Genomic DNA, 16,851 nt, shown 5'->3' on the forward strand with positions numbered 1-16,851 from the left:
TTTACGCTGATTCTCTGCTGCTCTTTTGCTACTTCTTCACAGATACACAGTTCCTTTGGCAGTCCGCAAGTCGGACATATCCCACCGTTCATTGCATGTACCTTTCAGCTCTCGTTATATATTATTTGGCATGTCATCCGTCAATCCGGCAGACATCGCACCCTAGCGAGAAAATCTGGTCCGGTCTGCTCCGGTAGCGGTAGACGGTTGTGCCCTTGCACCCGAGATCATGGGCGAGAGAGAAGACGCGGGCGATCTCGTCGACGGTTGCGCTCTGTGGCAGGTTCACGGTCTTCGAGACGGCGTTGTCCACGTGCTTCTGGAACGCCGCCTGCATCCGGACATGGTGCTCCGGTGCGATCTCGACGGCCGTCCTGAAGAGGTCGCGGGCATGCTCGTCGAGGGGGAGGCCGGCGACCGTGCCGTGGCGGCGGACGTGCTCTGCCACGTCCCTCCCTCCGGCGGTCCGGGGCAGGAACCCGGCGACGAGGTCGCTCGTGATGCTGACCGGCCGGCCGTCGATCGTCCGGTCGTAGGCGAACGAGAAGACCGGCTCGATGCCGCTCGTTGTGCCGGCGATGAGGTGGATCGAGCCCGTGGGGGCGATGGTGGTGACGGTGGCGTTCCGCATCTCTCCCGAGAAGACCGAGCCCTCGATCGCCGGAAACGACCCCAGTTCCTTCGCGAGTTCCTCCGACCGCTCCCGGGCCGTCTCCTGGATGCGCTCCATCAGGCTCCCGGCAAACCGGAGCGCCTCCTCCGACCCGTAGGGTATCCCGAGGCGTATGAGTGTCTCGGCAAACCCCATGACCCCGAGGCCGATCTTCCGGGTCGACAAGGTCTTCTCCCGGATCTCGGGCAGGGGGAAGCGGTTCACATCGATGACTGCATCGAGGAAGTCGACGCCGCACCGGACGACCGTTGCAAGCAGGTCCTCGTCGAGGTCGTCTCTTCTGACGCACCGGGCGAGGTTGACGCTTCCGAGGTTGCAGCTCTCGTAGGGGTAGAGCGGCTGCTCGCCGCAGGGGTTGGTCGCCTCGATGGAGCCGAGGTGCGGGGTGGTGCTCCGGCGGTTGATCTCGTCGAGGAAGAGCACCCCGGGCTCGCCGGAGGCGCTGGCGGACGCAGCGATGAGATGCCAGAGCGATCGGGCGTCGATGCTCTTCCAGATCGTGCCGTCGCGGGGGTTCGTGAGGTCGTACTCCTTCCCCGTCGCAAGGCACGAAAAGAAACTCTCGTCGACGCCGACCGAGATGTTGAAGTTCGAGAGCCCCCCTTCCTGCTTTGCGGTGACGAACTCCTCGATGTCGGGGTGGGAAGCAGCGAGCACCCCCATGTTCGCCCCCCGGCGCCGGCCGCCCTGCCTGACCGCCCCGGTCGCCGCATCGAAGACCCGCATGAACGAGACCGGCCCGGTTGCGGCGCCCGTGACCCCGTTGACGGCGTCGCCCCGGGGCCGGAGGCGCGAGAACGAGAACCCGGTTCCTCCCCCGGACTGGTGGATGAGCGCCATGTGACCGAGGGTCCCGAAGATCCCTTCGAGCGTGTCTTCCACGGGAAGGACGAAGCAGGCCGAGAACTGTCCGGCGGGGGTGCCCGCGTTCATCAGGGTCGGGGAGTTCGGGAGGAAGAGGAGGGCTGAGAGGAGCGAGAAGAACTCGCGGGACCGGGCCGTCCCGCCCACGGCGTCGGCGACCCGGGAGAAGAGGCCGCCCGGCGTCTCGCCCGGAAGGAGGTAGCGGCTCTCCAGGAGGAGGCGGGCTTGCGGGGAGAACTCCATAGGATACCTGATGGAACCCCGCCCTTAATAACCCGTCGTGCCCAACTCTTCTGCCGGCAATGTCTCTCATCGTGCTCGGAACTGCATCCCACGTGGGCAAGAGCGTGACCGTTGCGGCGCTCTGCCGTGCGCTCTACCGCCGCGGAATCCCGGTTGCGCCGTTCAAATCCCAGAACATGAGTCTCAACTCCTACGTCACGGCCGACGGGAGCGAGATCGGGATCGCCCAGGCCGTCCAGGCCTTCGCGGCCGGGGTCGAACCGGAGGCCGACATGAACCCGGTTCTCCTCAAACCGAAGGGTGATTCGGTCTCGCAGGTGGTGCTCCTCGGCCGGCCCTATAAGGATGTGCAGATCCGGGACTACTACAGGGAGACCGATGCGCTTCTTACCGAGGCCGTTGCTGCGTTCGAACGGTTGCAGCGGCAATTCGGGAACGTGGTGGCGGAAGGTGCCGGGGGAGCGGCGGAGGTGAACCTCTACGACCGCGACATCGCGAATATCCGGCTCGCCCGCTCGCTCCGCCTCCCCATCCTCCTGGTCGCGGATATCGAGCGGGGCGGGGTCTTCGCCCAGGTCTACGGGACGCTCGCCCTCCTCCCGGAGGATATCCGGCCGCTCGTCGCCGGGGTCATCGTCAACAAATTCCGGGGAGATCCCGGGCTCTTCGCTTCCGGCGTCACAAAACTCGAAGAACTCACGGGTGTCCCGGTGCTCGGGGTGGTTCCTTTCGCCGATATCCCCCTCCCGAGCGAGGACTCGCTCTCGATCGCCGATAAAAAAGAGCGATCGACCGCCCGCCCGGTCAGGATCGCCGTCCTCCGCCTCCCCCGGATCGCGAACTTCACCGACTTCGAACTCCTCGAAGAGCACGCCACGGTGGATTACGTCCCGCCCGGCGCAACGCTCTCCGGCTACGACTGCATCATCCTTCCGGGGACCAAGAACACCGTCGAGGATCTCGCCGTGCTGAACCGCCACGGCGTGGGCGAAGAACTCCGGCTCGCCCGGGAGCGGGGCGTCCCGATCATCGGGATCTGCGGCGGCTACCAGATGCTCGGGAGCCGGATCGTTGACGCCGGCATCGAGTCGGAGAGCCCCGCAGAGTACCCGGGATTCGGGCTCCTCGACGTCGTGACGGCGTTTTCCGGCTACCGCAAGACGACGGTGCAGGTCCGGCGCCGGGCGACCGGCCCCGGCCCCATCCTCCCGGCGATGGGAGAGGTGGAGGGCTACGAGATCCACATGGGCGAGACGGAGCGGGGAGAACTGCCCGAAGCGTTCGACGGGGAGGGAGCCTCAACCCCCGACGGCCTTGTCTTCGGGACCTACATGCACGGCCTCTTCCGGAACCCCGGCGCAGTAAACGCCCTCCTCGCCCACCTCTCGGAGCGGCGGGGCGTAGCCTTCGAACCGGTGACGGACGCGAGCGCGGGCGCCCTCGGGGCTGCGGATGCGTATGACGAACTTGCCCGGCATTTCGAGGAGCACGTGGATATGGAGGCGATCATGGCGTGGTTCCGGGATGGGGAGCGGGCGGGGTAGGGCTCGCCTCCTCTCCTTCGTGAAAAGCCTCATCCGCACCCCGGGGCGGGGCAGTGCCCGGGCATTGTCGGTGGAAAACCGTACATGATTCTTCTCTGGCATCTCTCCATCCAGTGGACCGTGGGGGTATCGCCATTGGGGGAGGGGCCCGCGGGGAGGGGGTGAACCCCCTCCCCTGTCTCTACCTATCTCGGAGATCTGTAGCCCCCACTCCGCCCGCGCTTCGCGCTCCTCCCCCGCCCGCAAGGGGCGGGGGCAGTCATGGCGATAGCCGATGGAAAGCCATGCTCCGGGAAGTGAACCGGGATTACGCCCTTTCCAGGGTCTTCCCATACACTGGGCCGCGGGAATATCGCCATCGGGGGAGGGGCCGACGGGGAGGGGGAAGCATTCCCCCTCCCATGTCTCCACTTGTCCGGATATCTGGGACTCCACCCCCTTCTTGCAGGCAGGAGCAGTGCCCGGGCATTGTCGGGGAAAAACGGGTCTGAGTGATCTCCGGGAGATCATATAATCTCCGGAGCGAGTATGGATACCCGCAACGCCTTTCCTCCCCTCCCGGTGGAGGGCGGCACCTCAAACGCCGGTAACCCGGCCATAAAAAGAGAGAAACCGTCCCGATCCTTTCAGATGATGAACCGGAACGCAACCCAGGCGATAAACACCATGATCGCCGAGTACTTCAGCCCCGCGACCACCCGGCCTTCGCCCATGATGCCCGCTGCAAGTCCTGAGAACAATCCCTGGATCAGCGCGGAGTGGCTGAAGATCCGGTTGTAGAGGAAGAGGTCCACGTTGCCCATGAACGACTGGGCCGAACTTGAACCCGACGCGGCCACCGCCTCGCCCGCCTCCGCCATCGTGGTGAGGAAGGTGCCCGAGAGCACCCCGATGACGAAGAGGAAGACAAAGAACGACATCAGGATGATGATCATGTAGATCATCATCCCGTTTTTGCGCTCCGACTGCAGGTTGAAGAACTCGTAGGCGTCATGTGCCGCCGCCCGCAGCACCTCGCTCACATCGCCGCCGGCGGAGCTCGCGTGGGCGATCAGGTCGACGCTCCGTTCCGCGAGCGGGGTCTTCACGGTCTTCCCGAACCGCTTGATGGCCTCCACGAACGGGACGCCCCAGGACATCTCGGTATCCAGTTTGCGGATATGCGGCGTGAGCGCCCCATACTCGCCTTCCGAGACGATATGGATGGCGTGCGGGAGCGTCATGCCCGAATCGTTCATCCCGGCAACATCGCGGAAGAAGTTCGGGAGCGACGCCTCGACGCTCGATATGCGCCACGCCTCCTTGAAATCGAGGAGGGCAAGCGGCACGATGGCGATGAGGAGCGCGAAGACGAAGAAGTCGTCGATCATCGTCGTCGTAAAGAGAGCGCCGATGCCGTAGGACGAGACCGTGCTCACGAACCCGCCGATAAAGAGGAGAAGCGCGAGCGGAACGGATATGAAGAGAACGGTGTAGGGCTCCTCCATCATCACCCTGACCGGGTGTTTGAGGAACCGGTAAAACCCTTCCTGGTACTTCCGCCTGTTCTCAATCCTGCCAAAGATCTCCTGGTCCTGCTCCACGAACCGGTCGGACTCCGGGCCGTCGTCCACCGGAACCACCTCCCCATCCGTGGGTTTCCTGTTTAAGAAATCGTTGAAAAGGTCTTTAAATCCCATATCACACCTCCGGAGTCATGGAACTGATCAGGATGACAAACATCATGCTCCCGAACGGGACGATCAGGTAGATGATGATGTAGAGGAAGAACGGGTTCGAGTCGCCCGAGAGGATCGTCATCACCGACTGCAGGATGATCAGAAAGAGCATACCGGCGACCATCGCGGTGACGTAGGACTCCGCAATCAGCCCGAGCGTCTCTAAAAACGTCTTCTGCTGCTGGTTGTTCTCGAGCGTGTACTGGTGAGCCTTGGTGCGGAAGTACTCCGTGAGGTTGCTCCCGCTGGAGATGCTCGCAACGGCTCCCTGCAGGAACTCCCGCATCCGTTCGCTCGGCGTCGCCTGCGAGACCGACCGCAGGGCCTCGAGGAGATCCTTCCCGAAGAAGTCGGTCTCCCGGGAGATGTAGCGCGCTTCGATAGCGCTCTCGCCGTATATCGTGCTCTGGCCGAGCAGCCGGAAGACCTCGTCGGGGGTGATCCCGGCTGAAGACATGGCGGTGACGTAGTTGATGGCGTACGGGAGGGTGGCATCGATGTTCCGGCGCCGTTCTCCCGCCTTTATACCGGGATAGAGAAGGAAGATCAGGTAGGTCAGCCCGCCGAAGATCAGGAGGGAGATGATCGTGATGGCAACGGTGCCGAGCAGCATCTTGTAGTCGTTCAACGCGTACAGGACCTGCGGAACCGCTCCGCGGTAGACGATCATATCGGGAACCCGCAGGAGATAGGTCAGAAGCCCGATCAGCATGGCGGCGACCAGCCCCACGGCGACCGAAGAGACGTACGCGGTCGCAAGATACGCCTCGAACGGAGTCGTCATCCGGGCTCCCATCAGGTCGTTTCGGAGACTGATGTAGTCTCCCCGTTTCTTCTTCAGGTTGTGCCCGATCAGATTGAAGCAGAACCGTTCGTAACTGTTCATACGGAACCACCTTCCCCATAGAGGTCGACACGCACCCGCTGGACGACCGTCTCCGGGTCGCGGAAGTAGGAGATCAGGACCTTACTCACGTCCCTGAAGTGGCGGATCTTCTTGATACGCATCCATTCAAGGACTTCCTGTCGTCGTTTCAACTCTTCGCGCATCCGCTCCTCGCTCCAGCCCCGGTCTTCCATGATCTGCTCGAGGATGTAGGATTTGCCGGAATACCGGATCTCGTCGGTTGCCGGGTGCCACCGGAAGACCTCGTTCGTGATCAGTTCGTTCGTCCGGGGATCGATGTCCAGGATCTCGATGAGCTGCTTGTTCCGCCGGATCCGCTGACCGCCGATACGGGCCTGCACCTGGATGGACATCAGAGAGAGGGCGGAGAGCATGTTCCTCGGCACGTCGATCGGCGGATTCTCCAGACGGTGGACGGCGCTCGCCACCGAGTCGGCGTGCATCGTCGCGTAGGTGACGTGGCCGGTGCTCATCGCCTGGAAGAGGGTCAGGGCCTCCTTGCCACGGACCTCACCGACCAGGATGTACTCCGGACGCTGCCGGAGAGCGGCTCGCAGGAGTTCGTACATATCGATCTCGCCCCGCCCGTCCTGCGAGAACGAGTCGCGGGTGATGCTCGGGATCCAGTTCGGGTGAGGCAGTTTCAGCTCCCGGGTATCCTCGAGGGTGACGATCTTCGCGAGCGGCGGGATGAAGAGCGATATGGCGTTCAGGGTCGTCGTCTTCCCGGACGCCGTCCCGCCGGCAAAGATGCAGGACTTGGCGTTCTCGACCGCGAGCCAGATGAACGCGATCCCGAGCGGCGAGAAGGTGTGCCACTCGATGAGGTCCGTCGGCGTGATCGGTTCCTCCCGGAACTTACGGATCGTGAACGTCGAGCCGTGTGCGGTCACCTCCGCTCCGAGCGTCATCTGGATACGCGATCCGTCGCTCATCGTGGCGTCCAGCATCGGTTCGGCGATGGAGATGTATTTCCCGGCACGCTGCGCGAGTTTCGTGACGAACGAGTCGAGTTCCACGTGATCGTGATAGATGAGGCTCGTCTTCATCGATTCGTACGTCGTGTGATAGACGAATATGGCGCTGCCCACACCGTCACAGGAGATATCCTCGATGTACTTGTCGTGCATCACCGGATCGATCAGCCCGTCGCCGAGGAACTCCTTCTCGACGTGATAGAGGATCTTCTCGCGCCCGAGAGGGTCGAGCCGGATCCCGTAGTCGGCGATGATCATGTTCGCAGCATCGCGGAGCGCTGTGCGGGCTTCTTCGCGGGTGAGGTCACGGGAAGTGATGTTGAGCGTCTCGAAAAGCCGTTCTTTGATCTCCGCGAAGAGCATCTGCTCCCCGGGAGTGAGCACGGGCTCGATGACGTTATAGGTGTACTCATGCGTCGTGCTGTCGTAGGTCACCCGGACATAGGCATAGGGTTCGTTCACCGGGTAGAGTTCGATCTCCTCAACCCCCGGAGACGGCCGCATCGCGAGATCGACGAGCGGACCGTGGAGCGTGGCATTGTACTCCTCGAACGTGGCGCCGACTTTCGGCACCTGAAGTTTTTTGAGGAAACCGAACCGGGGCTGCGGAACCTCTTCGACCGGGGTCACCACCTGTGCGGCGGCCGCAGCAAGCGAAGTGGAGGAGAACGACTGGGAGAAGATGTCGTCGAACTCCGATACGACTCGGGCGTTATCGATAAAATCAAAGCGGTTCTCGCCACGGTTGATGCTCAGTTCATCTATCGTGAACGTCGCGCTCTTCGGGAGGATTAAATCCGCCAGGTTTCCGAGCTCCTCGACCGTAACCACACCGTCGGAGATCTCCTCTTCGATCCCGGGATCGTCGACCATCTCCACAACGCGGGGTTTCGATCGGGTGGTGCCGGATTCATCGCCCTCGCGCCACCCTTTCACCCGCTCGAGGATTCCCGTAGGAGCATGGTATCCGGGGGAAGAAGCCGGCACATCCGGCTTCGCAGCGAGTTCCTCAACCGCGGCCGGCGGATCAGCCGGCATCTCTGGCCCTGTATAGAGATCGTCCGTCTCTACCGTCGGGGCGGAGACGACCTCTTCGGCGCCGTCCGGACCGCTCCGGCCGATCCGTTCGAGAAGCGCCCGGACCGGGTCCTTCTCGGCGGACGCATGCGATTCGGCGGAGTCGTCCGACGTCGCCGCCGTCTCGATGAGCGAACGGATATCCGCGCTCTGTTGCGCCTGCACCGGAGACGGCTCCGGCTGCTCGTTCATCTCATCGGTGACGGGCCTGAGAACCTCCGGGACCGTCTCATCCTCCTCGGGAGACTGGAACGGCAAACCTGCATCGACGCTCTCCACCGTGGTTCCTCCGTCGCCGGCCCCCAGTTTCCCGGGTTGTGAGAGAAGGCTCCTGACTGCTGCTATCAATTCACGTTCTTCATCTTCACCTGAACTCATCCTCTGTGCCCCCAATATCAACGTACGCTTCTACCTGAGGTTCATGGATCTCAACGATGCGCCGTGCCCGCTCTCCAATCCGATCCGAGACCACACACATATAGCGCCCATTGAGCAGCCGAAAGCAGACCTTCCCCTTGGAATCCGTCACATCGCTCGTCATGACGAGTTTTCCCTTCCGGATCGCGACGTGGGCCCCGGCAAGAGGCATTCGGCCGTCGCGCACGATCAGGTAGAGCATCCCTATCCGCTGCTGGTTAGGAGTGCCGAGGGTCGGGATGTCGAGGCGTCCGTTCTTCTTCAGGTGGCTTTTGTCGAAGATCCGGCACCTTGAGACCAGCGCGTCGACAATCGGCGCCGTTACCGTGAAGAGCTCGAACTCTTCCTCCCCGGTCAGGCGCAGGACGGCCGAGTCTCCAAAGAGTGTCCCCTTCGCATCGACAAACATGGCACCGTCCGGTTCGCCCTCGGAGAAAAAAAGGAAAAATGAGTGCCCTTTCTCTTCCGAAACCCCTATTCCGGTCATGGGATTGCTGCTACTGTAGTGCAGCAACTCATCAAGAGTGAAGTGTCCCTCGCTCGTCGACTGTCGAAGGATCTCGCTCATAAGGTCGTTTATGTCCATGCAGATCTTCAGGTACGGTATTTTGTCGGTTATATGCCGGAAAGGGGATTTTTACCCCCTATCACAATATATCACATCAGTATGCTATTATTAATACCTTGTGATAATGGAATTGAGATTCTAACAGATATCCTTGAGAAAGAAGCGTATCCGGAAGATAGAAGGAGACCGTTTGCGCTCAGCAGCCTTCGACGGATTTCCGGCCATGGAGGAAGTTGCAACCAGAGATCCGGAACCTCCAGGCTGCCCGGCCGGCGAAGAGTGGCCATATCATGCCAAATCCAGCCGGAAAAAGCATCGAAACGGCAGCGATCCCCTGCAAAGAAAGATCGCCAGAAATAAGAGATAACAGGTGAATAAGGTACCCGCCCATGATTCTTCCGCTCGTGGTAAGTGTTCCCCTTATGATTGCAGCGGCTGCAATAGGGGTTACGCTCATATATGCGTCCATCCTGGACGCGAAGGAGCGGCGGGTGCCCCACAAGACCTGGCGTCCCGCACTCGCGATCGCGATCCCGGCGGCCGTCTGGGTGTACGGGCTGGCCGTCCTCGCGGACTGGCGGACGGCGGCGGCGTACCTCATCATGGTCGCGATCTTCTGCGGGTTTTTTTACCTCTTCCAGGCGGTAAACCTCTTCGGGGGGGCGGATGCATACGCCCTCATCATCATCACCGCTTGCATCCCGTTCTACCCGCTCGAACCGTACTTCGGCGCATCGCCTCTCGGGTTCTTTCCGTTCAGCGTGCTGACGAACGCCGTGCTCATCAATATCGCGGCACCCGTCGCAATACTCGCGAAGAACATCCTGGAGAGGAACCGGGCCCCGCTGCCCTGCCTCTTCCTCGGCTTCCCGGTCGATGGAAAGGGCATCCAGAACGAGTTCGGTTTTGTGATGGAAGATATCGAGGAGGGGGAGGACGGCAGACTGGTCAGGCGGTTCGTCGGGTTTACGGAATCGCTCGGGCGCATCGTGCGGGGGGAGCGGCGGCTATACACAAAAGATCTCAGGCTGCACCCCGAAGACTACCAGCGGGAACTTGCCCTCTACCGGAAGGCCGGCAAGGTCTGGATATCCTACGGCATTCCATTCATCATACCTATCGCGGCGGGGTTTCTGACCGCACTGTTCATGGGAGATATCCTCTATGTAATCATGAAGGCAATCGCGGGAATGTGAATAGATATGGAGATACAGTTCAAGGACGGATTGGTGCCTGTCATCGTGCAGGAAAGACGGACTCGTGATGTCCTGATGCTCGCCTACGCGAACACGGAGGCGCTGGAACTCACCAGGACCACGGGATATGCACACTATTACAGCAGGAGCAGACGGAAACTCTGGAAGAAAGGAGAGGAGAGCGGGCACGTCCAGCGGGTCTGCCGCATCCTGGTCGACTGCGACGAGGATGCCGTCCTCTACGAGGTAGAGCAGACCGGTGCCGCCTGCCATACCGGCCACGCCTCGTGTTTCTACCGGACGGCCGAGGGGGAGGAGATCGCTGAAACGGTCTTCGATCCGGAGAAGGTATACGCTAATAAGGATGAATGACCTCATTACTATGGTGATTTTTTATGAAAATTGTACCCGATACAAGCGTCGTAATAGACGGACGCATAACATCGCTGATAAAAACCGGAGAATATAAGGGCGCAACAATAATCATACCGGAAGCCGTCGTCGCCGAGCTGGAGGCCCAGGCGAATCAGGGACGGGAGATAGGGTTTTCCGGTCTGACCGAACTCCAGGAGCTCTTCCGGATGTCGGAGGAGAAGACCATCGAACTCCAGTTTTCCGGAGAACGCCCGAGCCTCGACCAGGTGAAACTCTCCAGCGGAGGCGAGATCGACGCCCTTATCCGGAACGTCGCGATCGACCACGACGCCCGGTTCATCACGAGCGATCTCGTGCAGGCGGAGGTGGCGAAGGCAAAAGGTCTCGACGTCACCTACCTGCGGCCGCAGATCGGCGACTTCTCGCCGCTCTCGATCGACCAGTACCTCGACGAGGAGACGATCGCGATCACGCTCAAGGAACGGGCGCCGCCGGTGGCAAAGATCGGGAAACTCCAGGAGACCCGCCTGGTGACCCTCCGGGATGCGCCGATGACCGAGTACGAACTCAAGGCCATGGCGCAGGAACTCCTTGAGAGGGCGAAACGCGACCCGGACGGCTTCATCGAACTCGAGAAGCGGGGGATCACGGTCGTCCAGATCGGGTCGCTCCGGATCTCGATTGCCCGGCGGCCGTTCTCGGACGGGATGGAGATCACCGTCGTCCGACCGCTCGTGGATCTCTCGCTCGACGACTACGACATGGCGCCGGAGATCAAGCAGCGGATCCTCGGGAACCGCCGCGGCGTCCTGATCGCGGGACCCCCCGGAGCGGGGAAGACCACCCTCGCCCAGAGCCTTGCGACGTTCCTCGCCGACAACAACTTCGTCGTGAAGACGATGGAGGCCCCGCGGGACCTGCAGGTACCCGACCACATCACCCAGTACACGGCGCTCGAGGGGAGCATGGCGAACACCGCCGAAGCCCTCCTGCTCGTCCGGCCCGACTACGTGATCTTCGATGAACTCCGGAAGAACGAGGACTTCTCCGTCTATGCGGATATGCGCCTCGCGGGGATGGGCATGGTCGGCGTGGTCCACGCCATGGAGGTGCACGACTGCCTCCGGCGGTTCTGTGACCGCGTTGACTACAGCATCCTGCCGCAGATCATCAACACCGTCATCCACGTCGTCCAGGGCGCGATCACGAAGATCTACGACCTCGAACTGACGGTCAAGGCACCGGAGGGCATGCCCGGCGACGTGCATATCCGCCCGGTGATCGTCGTCCGCGAGCACACCCGGCAGGAACCCGAGATCGAGATCTTCCGCTACGAAGGGGAGACCCTGGTGATGCCGCTCGCCCGGAAGAAGAACGCCGCAGGACCGGTCGTTGCACCTGCGGAGCCTCCGGTCGTCGCGGCACCGGCACCGGTAGCGGAACCCGAGGAGAACGTCACCTGGAAGGTTGCGGGAAAAGAGGTCCAGCGCGAGATCGGGCGGTACACGAGTGGCCCGGTCGAGGTCCGGATCATCAGCGACAACAAGGCCGTCGTCTATATCGAGGACAAGGACGTCCCCGCGGCGATCGGGAAGGGCGGCAAGAACGTCTCGGCGATCGTGAACAAACTCGGCATCGGGATCGATATCCGGCCGAGGAGCGAACTCGAGGCGCAGAAACCCGTCGAGGAGGAGATGCACCTTGCCGGCGGCATCAAGATCCGTCTCGACAAGAAACAGCTGACGATTGTATCTCCCGAGAACAGGGGCAAGATCGTGGACGTCTTCGCCGGGAAGGAGTATCTCTTCACGGCAACGGTGAACGAGGAGGGGGACATCCTCCTCGCCAAGAACAGCACGATCGCCCAGGAGATGATCAAGCGCTACAACGAGGGCGAGACGATCCGGCTGCGGCCGGTATGATAGGGCAACTATGAGGAACCAGAATCTGGAGGCTTAGAGTGGGCGGATTAGATATGCAGGGCAACGAACGGGAGTGCATCGCCCGGTGGGAGCACGCGTTCGAGGCCGATCCGGCAGAGAAGGAGAAATATTACCTGACCGTGGCGTACCCGTATCCAAGCGGGGCGATGCACGTCGGGCACGGACGGACCTACATTGTTCCGGACGTCCTTGCCCGGTACGAGCGGATGAGGGGGAAGCAGGTCCTCTTCCCGATGGCGTTCCACGTCACCGGCACCCCGGTCATCGGGATCTCGAAGAGGATCGCGAACGGCGACACGCAGACGATAGGACTCTACCGCGACCTCTACCGGGTGCCGCAGGACATCCTGGACCGGTTCATCGACCCGATGGAGATCGTCCGGTACTTCTCGGAGGAGTACCGGCGCGTGATGCAGAAGTGCGGGCTCTCTATCGACTGGCGGCGGCGGTTCATCACCGTCGACCCGCAGTACAGCAGGTTCATCGAGTGGCAGTACAAGCACCTGCACGAGGAGGAGCACGTCGTCAAAGGGGCACACCCGGTCAAGTACTGCCCGCAGTGCGAGAACCCGGTCGGCGACCACGACCTTCTCGAGGGCGACAAGGCCGAGATCGTCAAGTTTACGCTGGTCCTCTTCCAGTGGGGCGATGCCAGGATCCCGTGCGCGACCCTCCGGCCCGAGACGATCTACGGCGTGACGAACCTCTGGGTGAACCCGGCCGTCGCCTACGTCCGGGCGACGGTCGACGGCGATGAGTGGGTCTTAAGCCGCGAGGCTGCGGCGAAACTCGCCCTGCAGGACCACGAGGTCACCGTGGGAGAGGAGATCCCCGGAACGGCGCTCGTCGACCAGACGGTCACCCACCCGCTCTCCGGCGAGGTCCCCGTCCTCCCGGCGACCTTCGTCGACCCGGACATGGGGGCCGGGATCGTGATGAGCGTTCCCGCCCACGCACCCTTCGACTACATCGCGCTCCGCGACCTGCAGCAGCAGGGGAAGTACACGGGCATCCAGCCGGTCCCGCTCATATCCGTCGAGGGCTACGGCGAGATCCCGGCAAAGGACGCGGTCGAGCGGGCGGGTATCCGCGACCAGAATGATCCGGGGATGGAGGCGCTCACCCAGGAGGTCTACAGTGCGGAGTTCTCCCGCGGGAAGGTCTTTGACAACTACGGGGGCAAGCCGGTCCGCGAGGCCCGGGACGACGTGGCGGCGCTGATGATGGAGCGCTACGGCTCGATCCCGATGTACGAGTTCGACAACCGGCAGGTGATCTGCCGGTGCGGCGGGAGGGTCTTTGTGAAGATCCTGCACGACCAGTGGTTCCTGGAGTACAGCGACCCGTGCTGGAAGGAGCAGGTGAAGACCCAAATCGAGCGGATGGCGCTCGTCCCGCCCGAGGTCAGGACGGAGTTCGTCCGGACGGTCGACTGGCTGAAGGACTGGGCCTGCACCCGGCGGGTGGGGCTCGGGACGAAACTCCCCTGGGACCCGACCTGGATCATCGAACCGCTCTCCGACTCGACGATCTACATGGCCTACTACACGATCGCCCACCACTTAAAGGCCATTCCGCCGGAGGACCTGACGCCGGAGGTCTTCGAGTACATCTTCTTCGGGGAAGGGAACCCCGAGACCGTCGACCGCGAGACGCTTGACCGGCTCAGGAACGAGTTCCTCTACTGGTACCCCTACGACTACCGGTTCTCGGCGAAAGATCTCATCTCGAACCACCTCACCTTCCAGCTCTTCCACCACCGGGCGATCTTCCCGCAGGAACTGCAGCCGCAGGGCATGGTGGTCTTCGGGATGGGGCTCCTGAACGGGGCGAAGATGTCCTCGAGCAAGGGCAACGTCTTCCTGCTCGAAGACGCCGTGGAGGAGTTCGGGGCCGATACGGTCAGGATGTTCCTCGTCGGGAGCGCCGAGCCCTGGCAGGACTTCGACTGGAGGAACGAACTCGTCTCGTCGACGAGGAAGCAGATCGAGCGGTTCTGGAACACGGTTACGGAGGCAAAAGAAGCGACGGGCTCCTACGATATCGACGCCTGGCTCGCGAGCAGGCTCCAGCGGCGCATCGAGAGCGCCACCGTGGCGCTCGATCTCTTCCAGACCCGGCAGGCGCTGCAGGAGGCGTTCTTCGGCGTGGAGGCCGACCTGAAGTGGTACCGCCGCCGCCTGCCCGAGGGCGCAACCGGCGGGGCGGTGATGCAGGACCTCTGCCGCACCTGGGTGCGGCTGCTTGCTCCCTTCATCCCGTTCACCTGCGAGGCGCTCTGGAGCGATGTCGGCGGGAAAGGCATGGTCTCCTTCGCCCCCTGGCCGGAGGTGGACGAGAGCCGGGTCAGCCCGGCGATCGAGCTCGCCGAGGAGCTCCTCGCCCGGACGGTCGAGGATATCGAGTCGATCAGAAGACTCATCCCGATGGAGCCGACGTCGATCAGCCTCTTCGTCGCCCCGGCCTGGAAGCACGAGGCCTTCCGGATCATCGCGGCATCGGCCGATAAGACGAGGGTGATGCGGGAGATCATGCAAAACGAGGAGATGCGCAGGCGCGGCCGCGAGGCGACCGATGCCGCGAAGCAGATCACGAAACTTGTCCTGAAACTGCCGCCCGAACTCGTGAAGCAGCTCGCAGGATCCTCCCTCGACGAGCAGGCGGTCCTCGAGGGCGCACGTGCGTTCCTGGAGCACGAGTTCGGCGTGCCGGTGAAGGTCCTGAGTGCCGAAGCGGGCACGCACCCGAAGGCGTCGGGGGCGCTCCCGTTCAAGCCGGCGATTGTGATCGAATAATATCCCTTTTTCAGGCCGGAACCCGGAGGCTCCCTGGTTACTTTCGCCCCGCAGGGAGAGGCTATATCATCCTATCATCCAACCGTGGATATCGATACTCCCGTAACGGTTCGCAGGAGGCGGCTATTTGACCTCTCGCGGCAACGGGGTAACGATAGGGGCGTGCAGGATGATCGAGTCACGATGCGGTATACTCTGCAGCGAGTGCGAGTACCGGGAACAAGTCGGCTGCAGGGGGTGTACGGCAATCACAAAGCCGTTCTGGAGCGACAGTTGCCCCGTGAAGGCCTGCTGCGAAGCGAGGGGGCTTCCTAACTGCGGCCGATGCGACGAGTTCCCCTGCGAACTCCTCGTGCAGTTCGCGTTCGATGAGAACCAGGGCGACGACGGGAGACGGATCGAACAGTGTAAGGCGTGGTGTGGAGAGTAAGGGATGTCGTCGAGTCGGGAATATGTCGAGTTCGTAGCCGAACAACTCGGCGATGCGGGGAAGATCACCTACAGGAAGATGTTCGGCGAATACGGGATCTACTGCGACGGGATATTCTTCGGCTGTGTCTGCGACAACCAGCTCTTCGTAAAGATCACCGATCCCGGAAAGGCGTTCATGCCGGACGGCGAGACCGCCCCGCCCTATGCCGGTGCGAAACCCTATTTCCTGCTCGAAGACCTGGACGACCCGGAGTTTCTCAAAGAACTGACGCAGATAACCTGCGCCGCACTCCCGGTGAAGAAACCCAAAAAAGAGGGAGCGGCGAACCGCTCCTGAGTAAAAAGAGAGGAACCGTCTTCAGGGGTTCCGGCCCGGGCGACTCCGTCGACGGGATCGATCCGGTTATTCTTTTCTCTTTACGGCCTGCTGGGCCTTCTTCGCCCGCTCTTTTGCCGTATACCCGGTCACCTGCTGGAGGTAGTTGCGGAACCGGCGGTTGGTGTCGATGATCGTCTCGTCGTCGACGGTCTTGTCCGCCTCGGTATCGACGACGAGTGTTTTGCCTCCTGTACCCACCCAGACCTCAAGACGCAGGAGTGCTCCGTAGGAGATGCTATAGTGGCCGTCCTCCGCCGCACGGGGTTCGGTCCCGAACTGGTCGCGGAGTCCCTGGATCATTGATTCTGCAAGTTGTTTCGTGTATCCGCGCTTGATCTGGTATTCCTGCATAATATTTTTAAGGGACATTCAGCTATGTTAAACTAATCCAGGAGTGAGTGATTGATCCCATGGACGATATAAAGGTTATATCCAGAGCGCTCGAGGGCGCCGAAAAGACGGTTCTGATCGGCTTTCCCGGGAGCGGGCTCGTCGGGAGTATTGCCCTGCAATACCTCGTCGAACAGATGGAATTCGAGCAAATCGGGGCGATCACGAGCAAATACTTCCCCCCGGTCGCCCTTATGACAAAAGGCGTGATCAACGCCCCCGTACGCCTCTACGAGAAGGATCACCTCGTCGCGGTCATCTCCGACGTCCCCATTCACCCGGCGATCTGCTACGAGGTAGCGAACGGCATCATGGACTGGCTCGCGCAGTTCGACATCAAAGAGGTCGTCACG

At 62.0% G+C, this 16,851-nt stretch carries 14 protein-coding genes and 1 pseudogene; 8 read left to right on the top strand and 7 right to left on the bottom strand.

What is annotated here, in order from left to right; translation table 11 throughout:
- Positions 1-92: pseudogene (locus L21_RS14365) on the bottom strand (stress response translation initiation inhibitor YciH); the annotation flags it as partial.
- A gap of 41 nt (positions 93-133) precedes the next feature.
- Positions 134-1,780, bottom strand: coding sequence for an adenosylcobalamin-dependent ribonucleoside-diphosphate reductase (locus tag L21_RS01650; RefSeq protein ID WP_074368769.1), 1,647 nt, complete (start codon positions 1,778-1,780; stop codon positions 134-136).
- 59 nt (positions 1,781-1,839) lie between these two features.
- On the opposite strand from L21_RS01650, the gene L21_RS01655 reads away from it, so the two are divergent.
- Positions 1,840-3,324 carry a cobyric acid synthase gene (locus L21_RS01655; RefSeq protein WP_074368770.1) on the top strand — a complete coding sequence of 495 codons (1,485 nt, stop codon included), beginning with the start codon at positions 1,840-1,842 and terminating at the stop codon, positions 3,322-3,324.
- 626 nt (positions 3,325-3,950) lie between these two features.
- Here the strand turns inward: L21_RS01655 and L21_RS01660 are convergent.
- Genes L21_RS01660 through L21_RS01675 form a run of 4 tightly spaced genes read right to left on the bottom strand, consistent with a single transcriptional unit; the run spans position 3,951 to position 9,006 of the window.
- Positions 3,951-5,003 carry a type II secretion system F family protein gene (locus L21_RS01660; protein WP_074368771.1) on the bottom strand — a complete coding sequence of 351 codons (1,053 nt, stop codon included), beginning with the start codon at positions 5,001-5,003 and terminating at the stop codon, positions 3,951-3,953.
- A 1-nt stretch (position 5,004) separates the two neighbouring features.
- Entirely contained in the window at positions 5,005-5,928 is a 924-nt protein-coding gene (locus L21_RS01665) for a type II secretion system F family protein (RefSeq protein ID WP_074368772.1), read from the bottom strand.
- Positions 5,925-8,381, bottom strand: a complete 2,457-nt coding sequence (locus tag L21_RS01670; RefSeq protein ID WP_074368773.1) for a type II/IV secretion system ATPase subunit — start codon at positions 8,379-8,381, stop codon at positions 5,925-5,927. The genes L21_RS01665 and L21_RS01670 overlap by 4 nt, the downstream gene beginning before the upstream one ends.
- Positions 8,368-9,006, bottom strand: coding sequence for a hypothetical protein (locus L21_RS01675; RefSeq protein WP_074368774.1), 639 nt, complete (start codon positions 9,004-9,006; stop codon positions 8,368-8,370). Before L21_RS01675 ends, L21_RS01670 begins: the two co-directional genes overlap by 14 nt.
- 404 nt (positions 9,007-9,410) lie before the next feature.
- Here L21_RS01675 and L21_RS01680 point away from each other — a divergent pair, with 404 nt between their 5' ends.
- From L21_RS01680 to L21_RS01705, 6 genes are all read left to right on the top strand, one after another.
- Positions 9,411-10,184, top strand: a complete 774-nt coding sequence (locus L21_RS01680) for an A24 family peptidase C-terminal domain-containing protein (protein WP_305954463.1) — start codon at positions 9,411-9,413, stop codon at positions 10,182-10,184.
- A 6-nt stretch (positions 10,185-10,190) separates the two neighbouring features.
- Positions 10,191-10,556 carry a phosphoribosyl-AMP cyclohydrolase gene (gene hisI / locus L21_RS01685; protein WP_074368776.1) on the top strand — a complete coding sequence of 122 codons (366 nt, stop codon included), beginning with the start codon at positions 10,191-10,193 and terminating at the stop codon, positions 10,554-10,556.
- Between the two features lie 23 nt (positions 10,557-10,579).
- A complete protein-coding gene (locus L21_RS01690; RefSeq protein ID WP_074368777.1) occupies positions 10,580-12,481 on the top strand; it encodes a PINc/VapC family ATPase in 1,902 nt (633 codons plus the stop codon).
- A 53-nt stretch (positions 12,482-12,534) separates the two neighbouring features.
- The gene (leuS, locus tag L21_RS01695; RefSeq protein WP_074368778.1) at positions 12,535-15,297 is read left to right on the top strand and encodes a leucine--tRNA ligase; all 2,763 of its coding nucleotides are present in this window, start codon (positions 12,535-12,537) and stop codon (positions 15,295-15,297) included.
- A gap of 169 nt (positions 15,298-15,466) precedes the next feature.
- Positions 15,467-15,727 carry a DUF3795 domain-containing protein gene (locus tag L21_RS01700; protein WP_074368779.1) on the top strand — a complete coding sequence of 87 codons (261 nt, stop codon included), beginning with the start codon at positions 15,467-15,469 and terminating at the stop codon, positions 15,725-15,727.
- 3 nt (positions 15,728-15,730) lie between these two features.
- Complete coding sequence (locus L21_RS01705) at positions 15,731-16,066, top strand: TfoX/Sxy family protein (protein ID WP_074368780.1); 336 nt, start codon at positions 15,731-15,733, stop codon at positions 16,064-16,066.
- Between the two features lie 66 nt (positions 16,067-16,132).
- Here L21_RS01705 and L21_RS01710 read toward each other — a convergent pair whose 3' ends face one another.
- Positions 16,133-16,459 carry a DUF5611 family protein gene (locus tag L21_RS01710; RefSeq protein ID WP_074368781.1) on the bottom strand — a complete coding sequence of 109 codons (327 nt, stop codon included), beginning with the start codon at positions 16,457-16,459 and terminating at the stop codon, positions 16,133-16,135.
- A 59-nt stretch (positions 16,460-16,518) separates the two neighbouring features.
- Between L21_RS01710 and L21_RS01715 the strand changes: the two genes are divergently transcribed.
- The coding region (locus L21_RS01715; RefSeq protein ID WP_143727181.1) for a proteasome assembly chaperone family protein at positions 16,519-16,851 on the top strand (333 nt) is incomplete at its 3' end.

The organism is Methanoculleus chikugoensis (assembly GCF_900095385.1).
GTDB lineage: Archaea > Halobacteriota > Methanomicrobia > Methanomicrobiales > Methanoculleaceae > Methanoculleus > Methanoculleus chikugoensis_A.

Excerpts from the sequence above, each read along its gene's own strand:
- L21_RS01690 (WP_074368777.1), top strand. The coding sequence starts at position 10,580 with ATGAAAATTGTACCCGATACAAGCGTCGTAATAGACGGACGCATAACA.
- L21_RS01680 (WP_305954463.1), top strand. The coding sequence starts at position 9,411 with ATGATTGCAGCGGCTGCAATAGGGGTTACGCTCATATATGCGTCCATC.
- L21_RS01700 (WP_074368779.1), top strand. The coding sequence starts at position 15,467 with ATGATCGAGTCACGATGCGGTATACTCTGCAGCGAGTGCGAGTACCGG.
- L21_RS01665 (WP_074368772.1), bottom strand. The coding sequence starts at position 5,928 with ATGAACAGTTACGAACGGTTCTGCTTCAATCTGATCGGGCACAACCTG.
- L21_RS01660 (WP_074368771.1), bottom strand. The coding sequence starts at position 5,003 with ATGGGATTTAAAGACCTTTTCAACGATTTCTTAAACAGGAAACCCACG.
- L21_RS01650 (WP_074368769.1), bottom strand. The coding sequence starts at position 1,780 with ATGGAGTTCTCCCCGCAAGCCCGCCTCCTCCTGGAGAGCCGCTACCTC.
- L21_RS01655 (WP_074368770.1), top strand. The coding sequence starts at position 1,840 with ATGTCTCTCATCGTGCTCGGAACTGCATCCCACGTGGGCAAGAGCGTG.
- L21_RS01705 (WP_074368780.1), top strand. The coding sequence starts at position 15,731 with ATGTCGTCGAGTCGGGAATATGTCGAGTTCGTAGCCGAACAACTCGGC.
- leuS (WP_074368778.1), top strand. The coding sequence starts at position 12,535 with ATGCAGGGCAACGAACGGGAGTGCATCGCCCGGTGGGAGCACGCGTTC.
- hisI (WP_074368776.1), top strand. The coding sequence starts at position 10,191 with ATGGAGATACAGTTCAAGGACGGATTGGTGCCTGTCATCGTGCAGGAA.
- L21_RS01710 (WP_074368781.1), bottom strand. The coding sequence starts at position 16,459 with ATGCAGGAATACCAGATCAAGCGCGGATACACGAAACAACTTGCAGAA.
- L21_RS01670 (WP_074368773.1), bottom strand. The coding sequence starts at position 8,381 with ATGAGTTCAGGTGAAGATGAAGAACGTGAATTGATAGCAGCAGTCAGG.
- L21_RS01675 (WP_074368774.1), bottom strand. The coding sequence starts at position 9,006 with ATGGACATAAACGACCTTATGAGCGAGATCCTTCGACAGTCGACGAGC.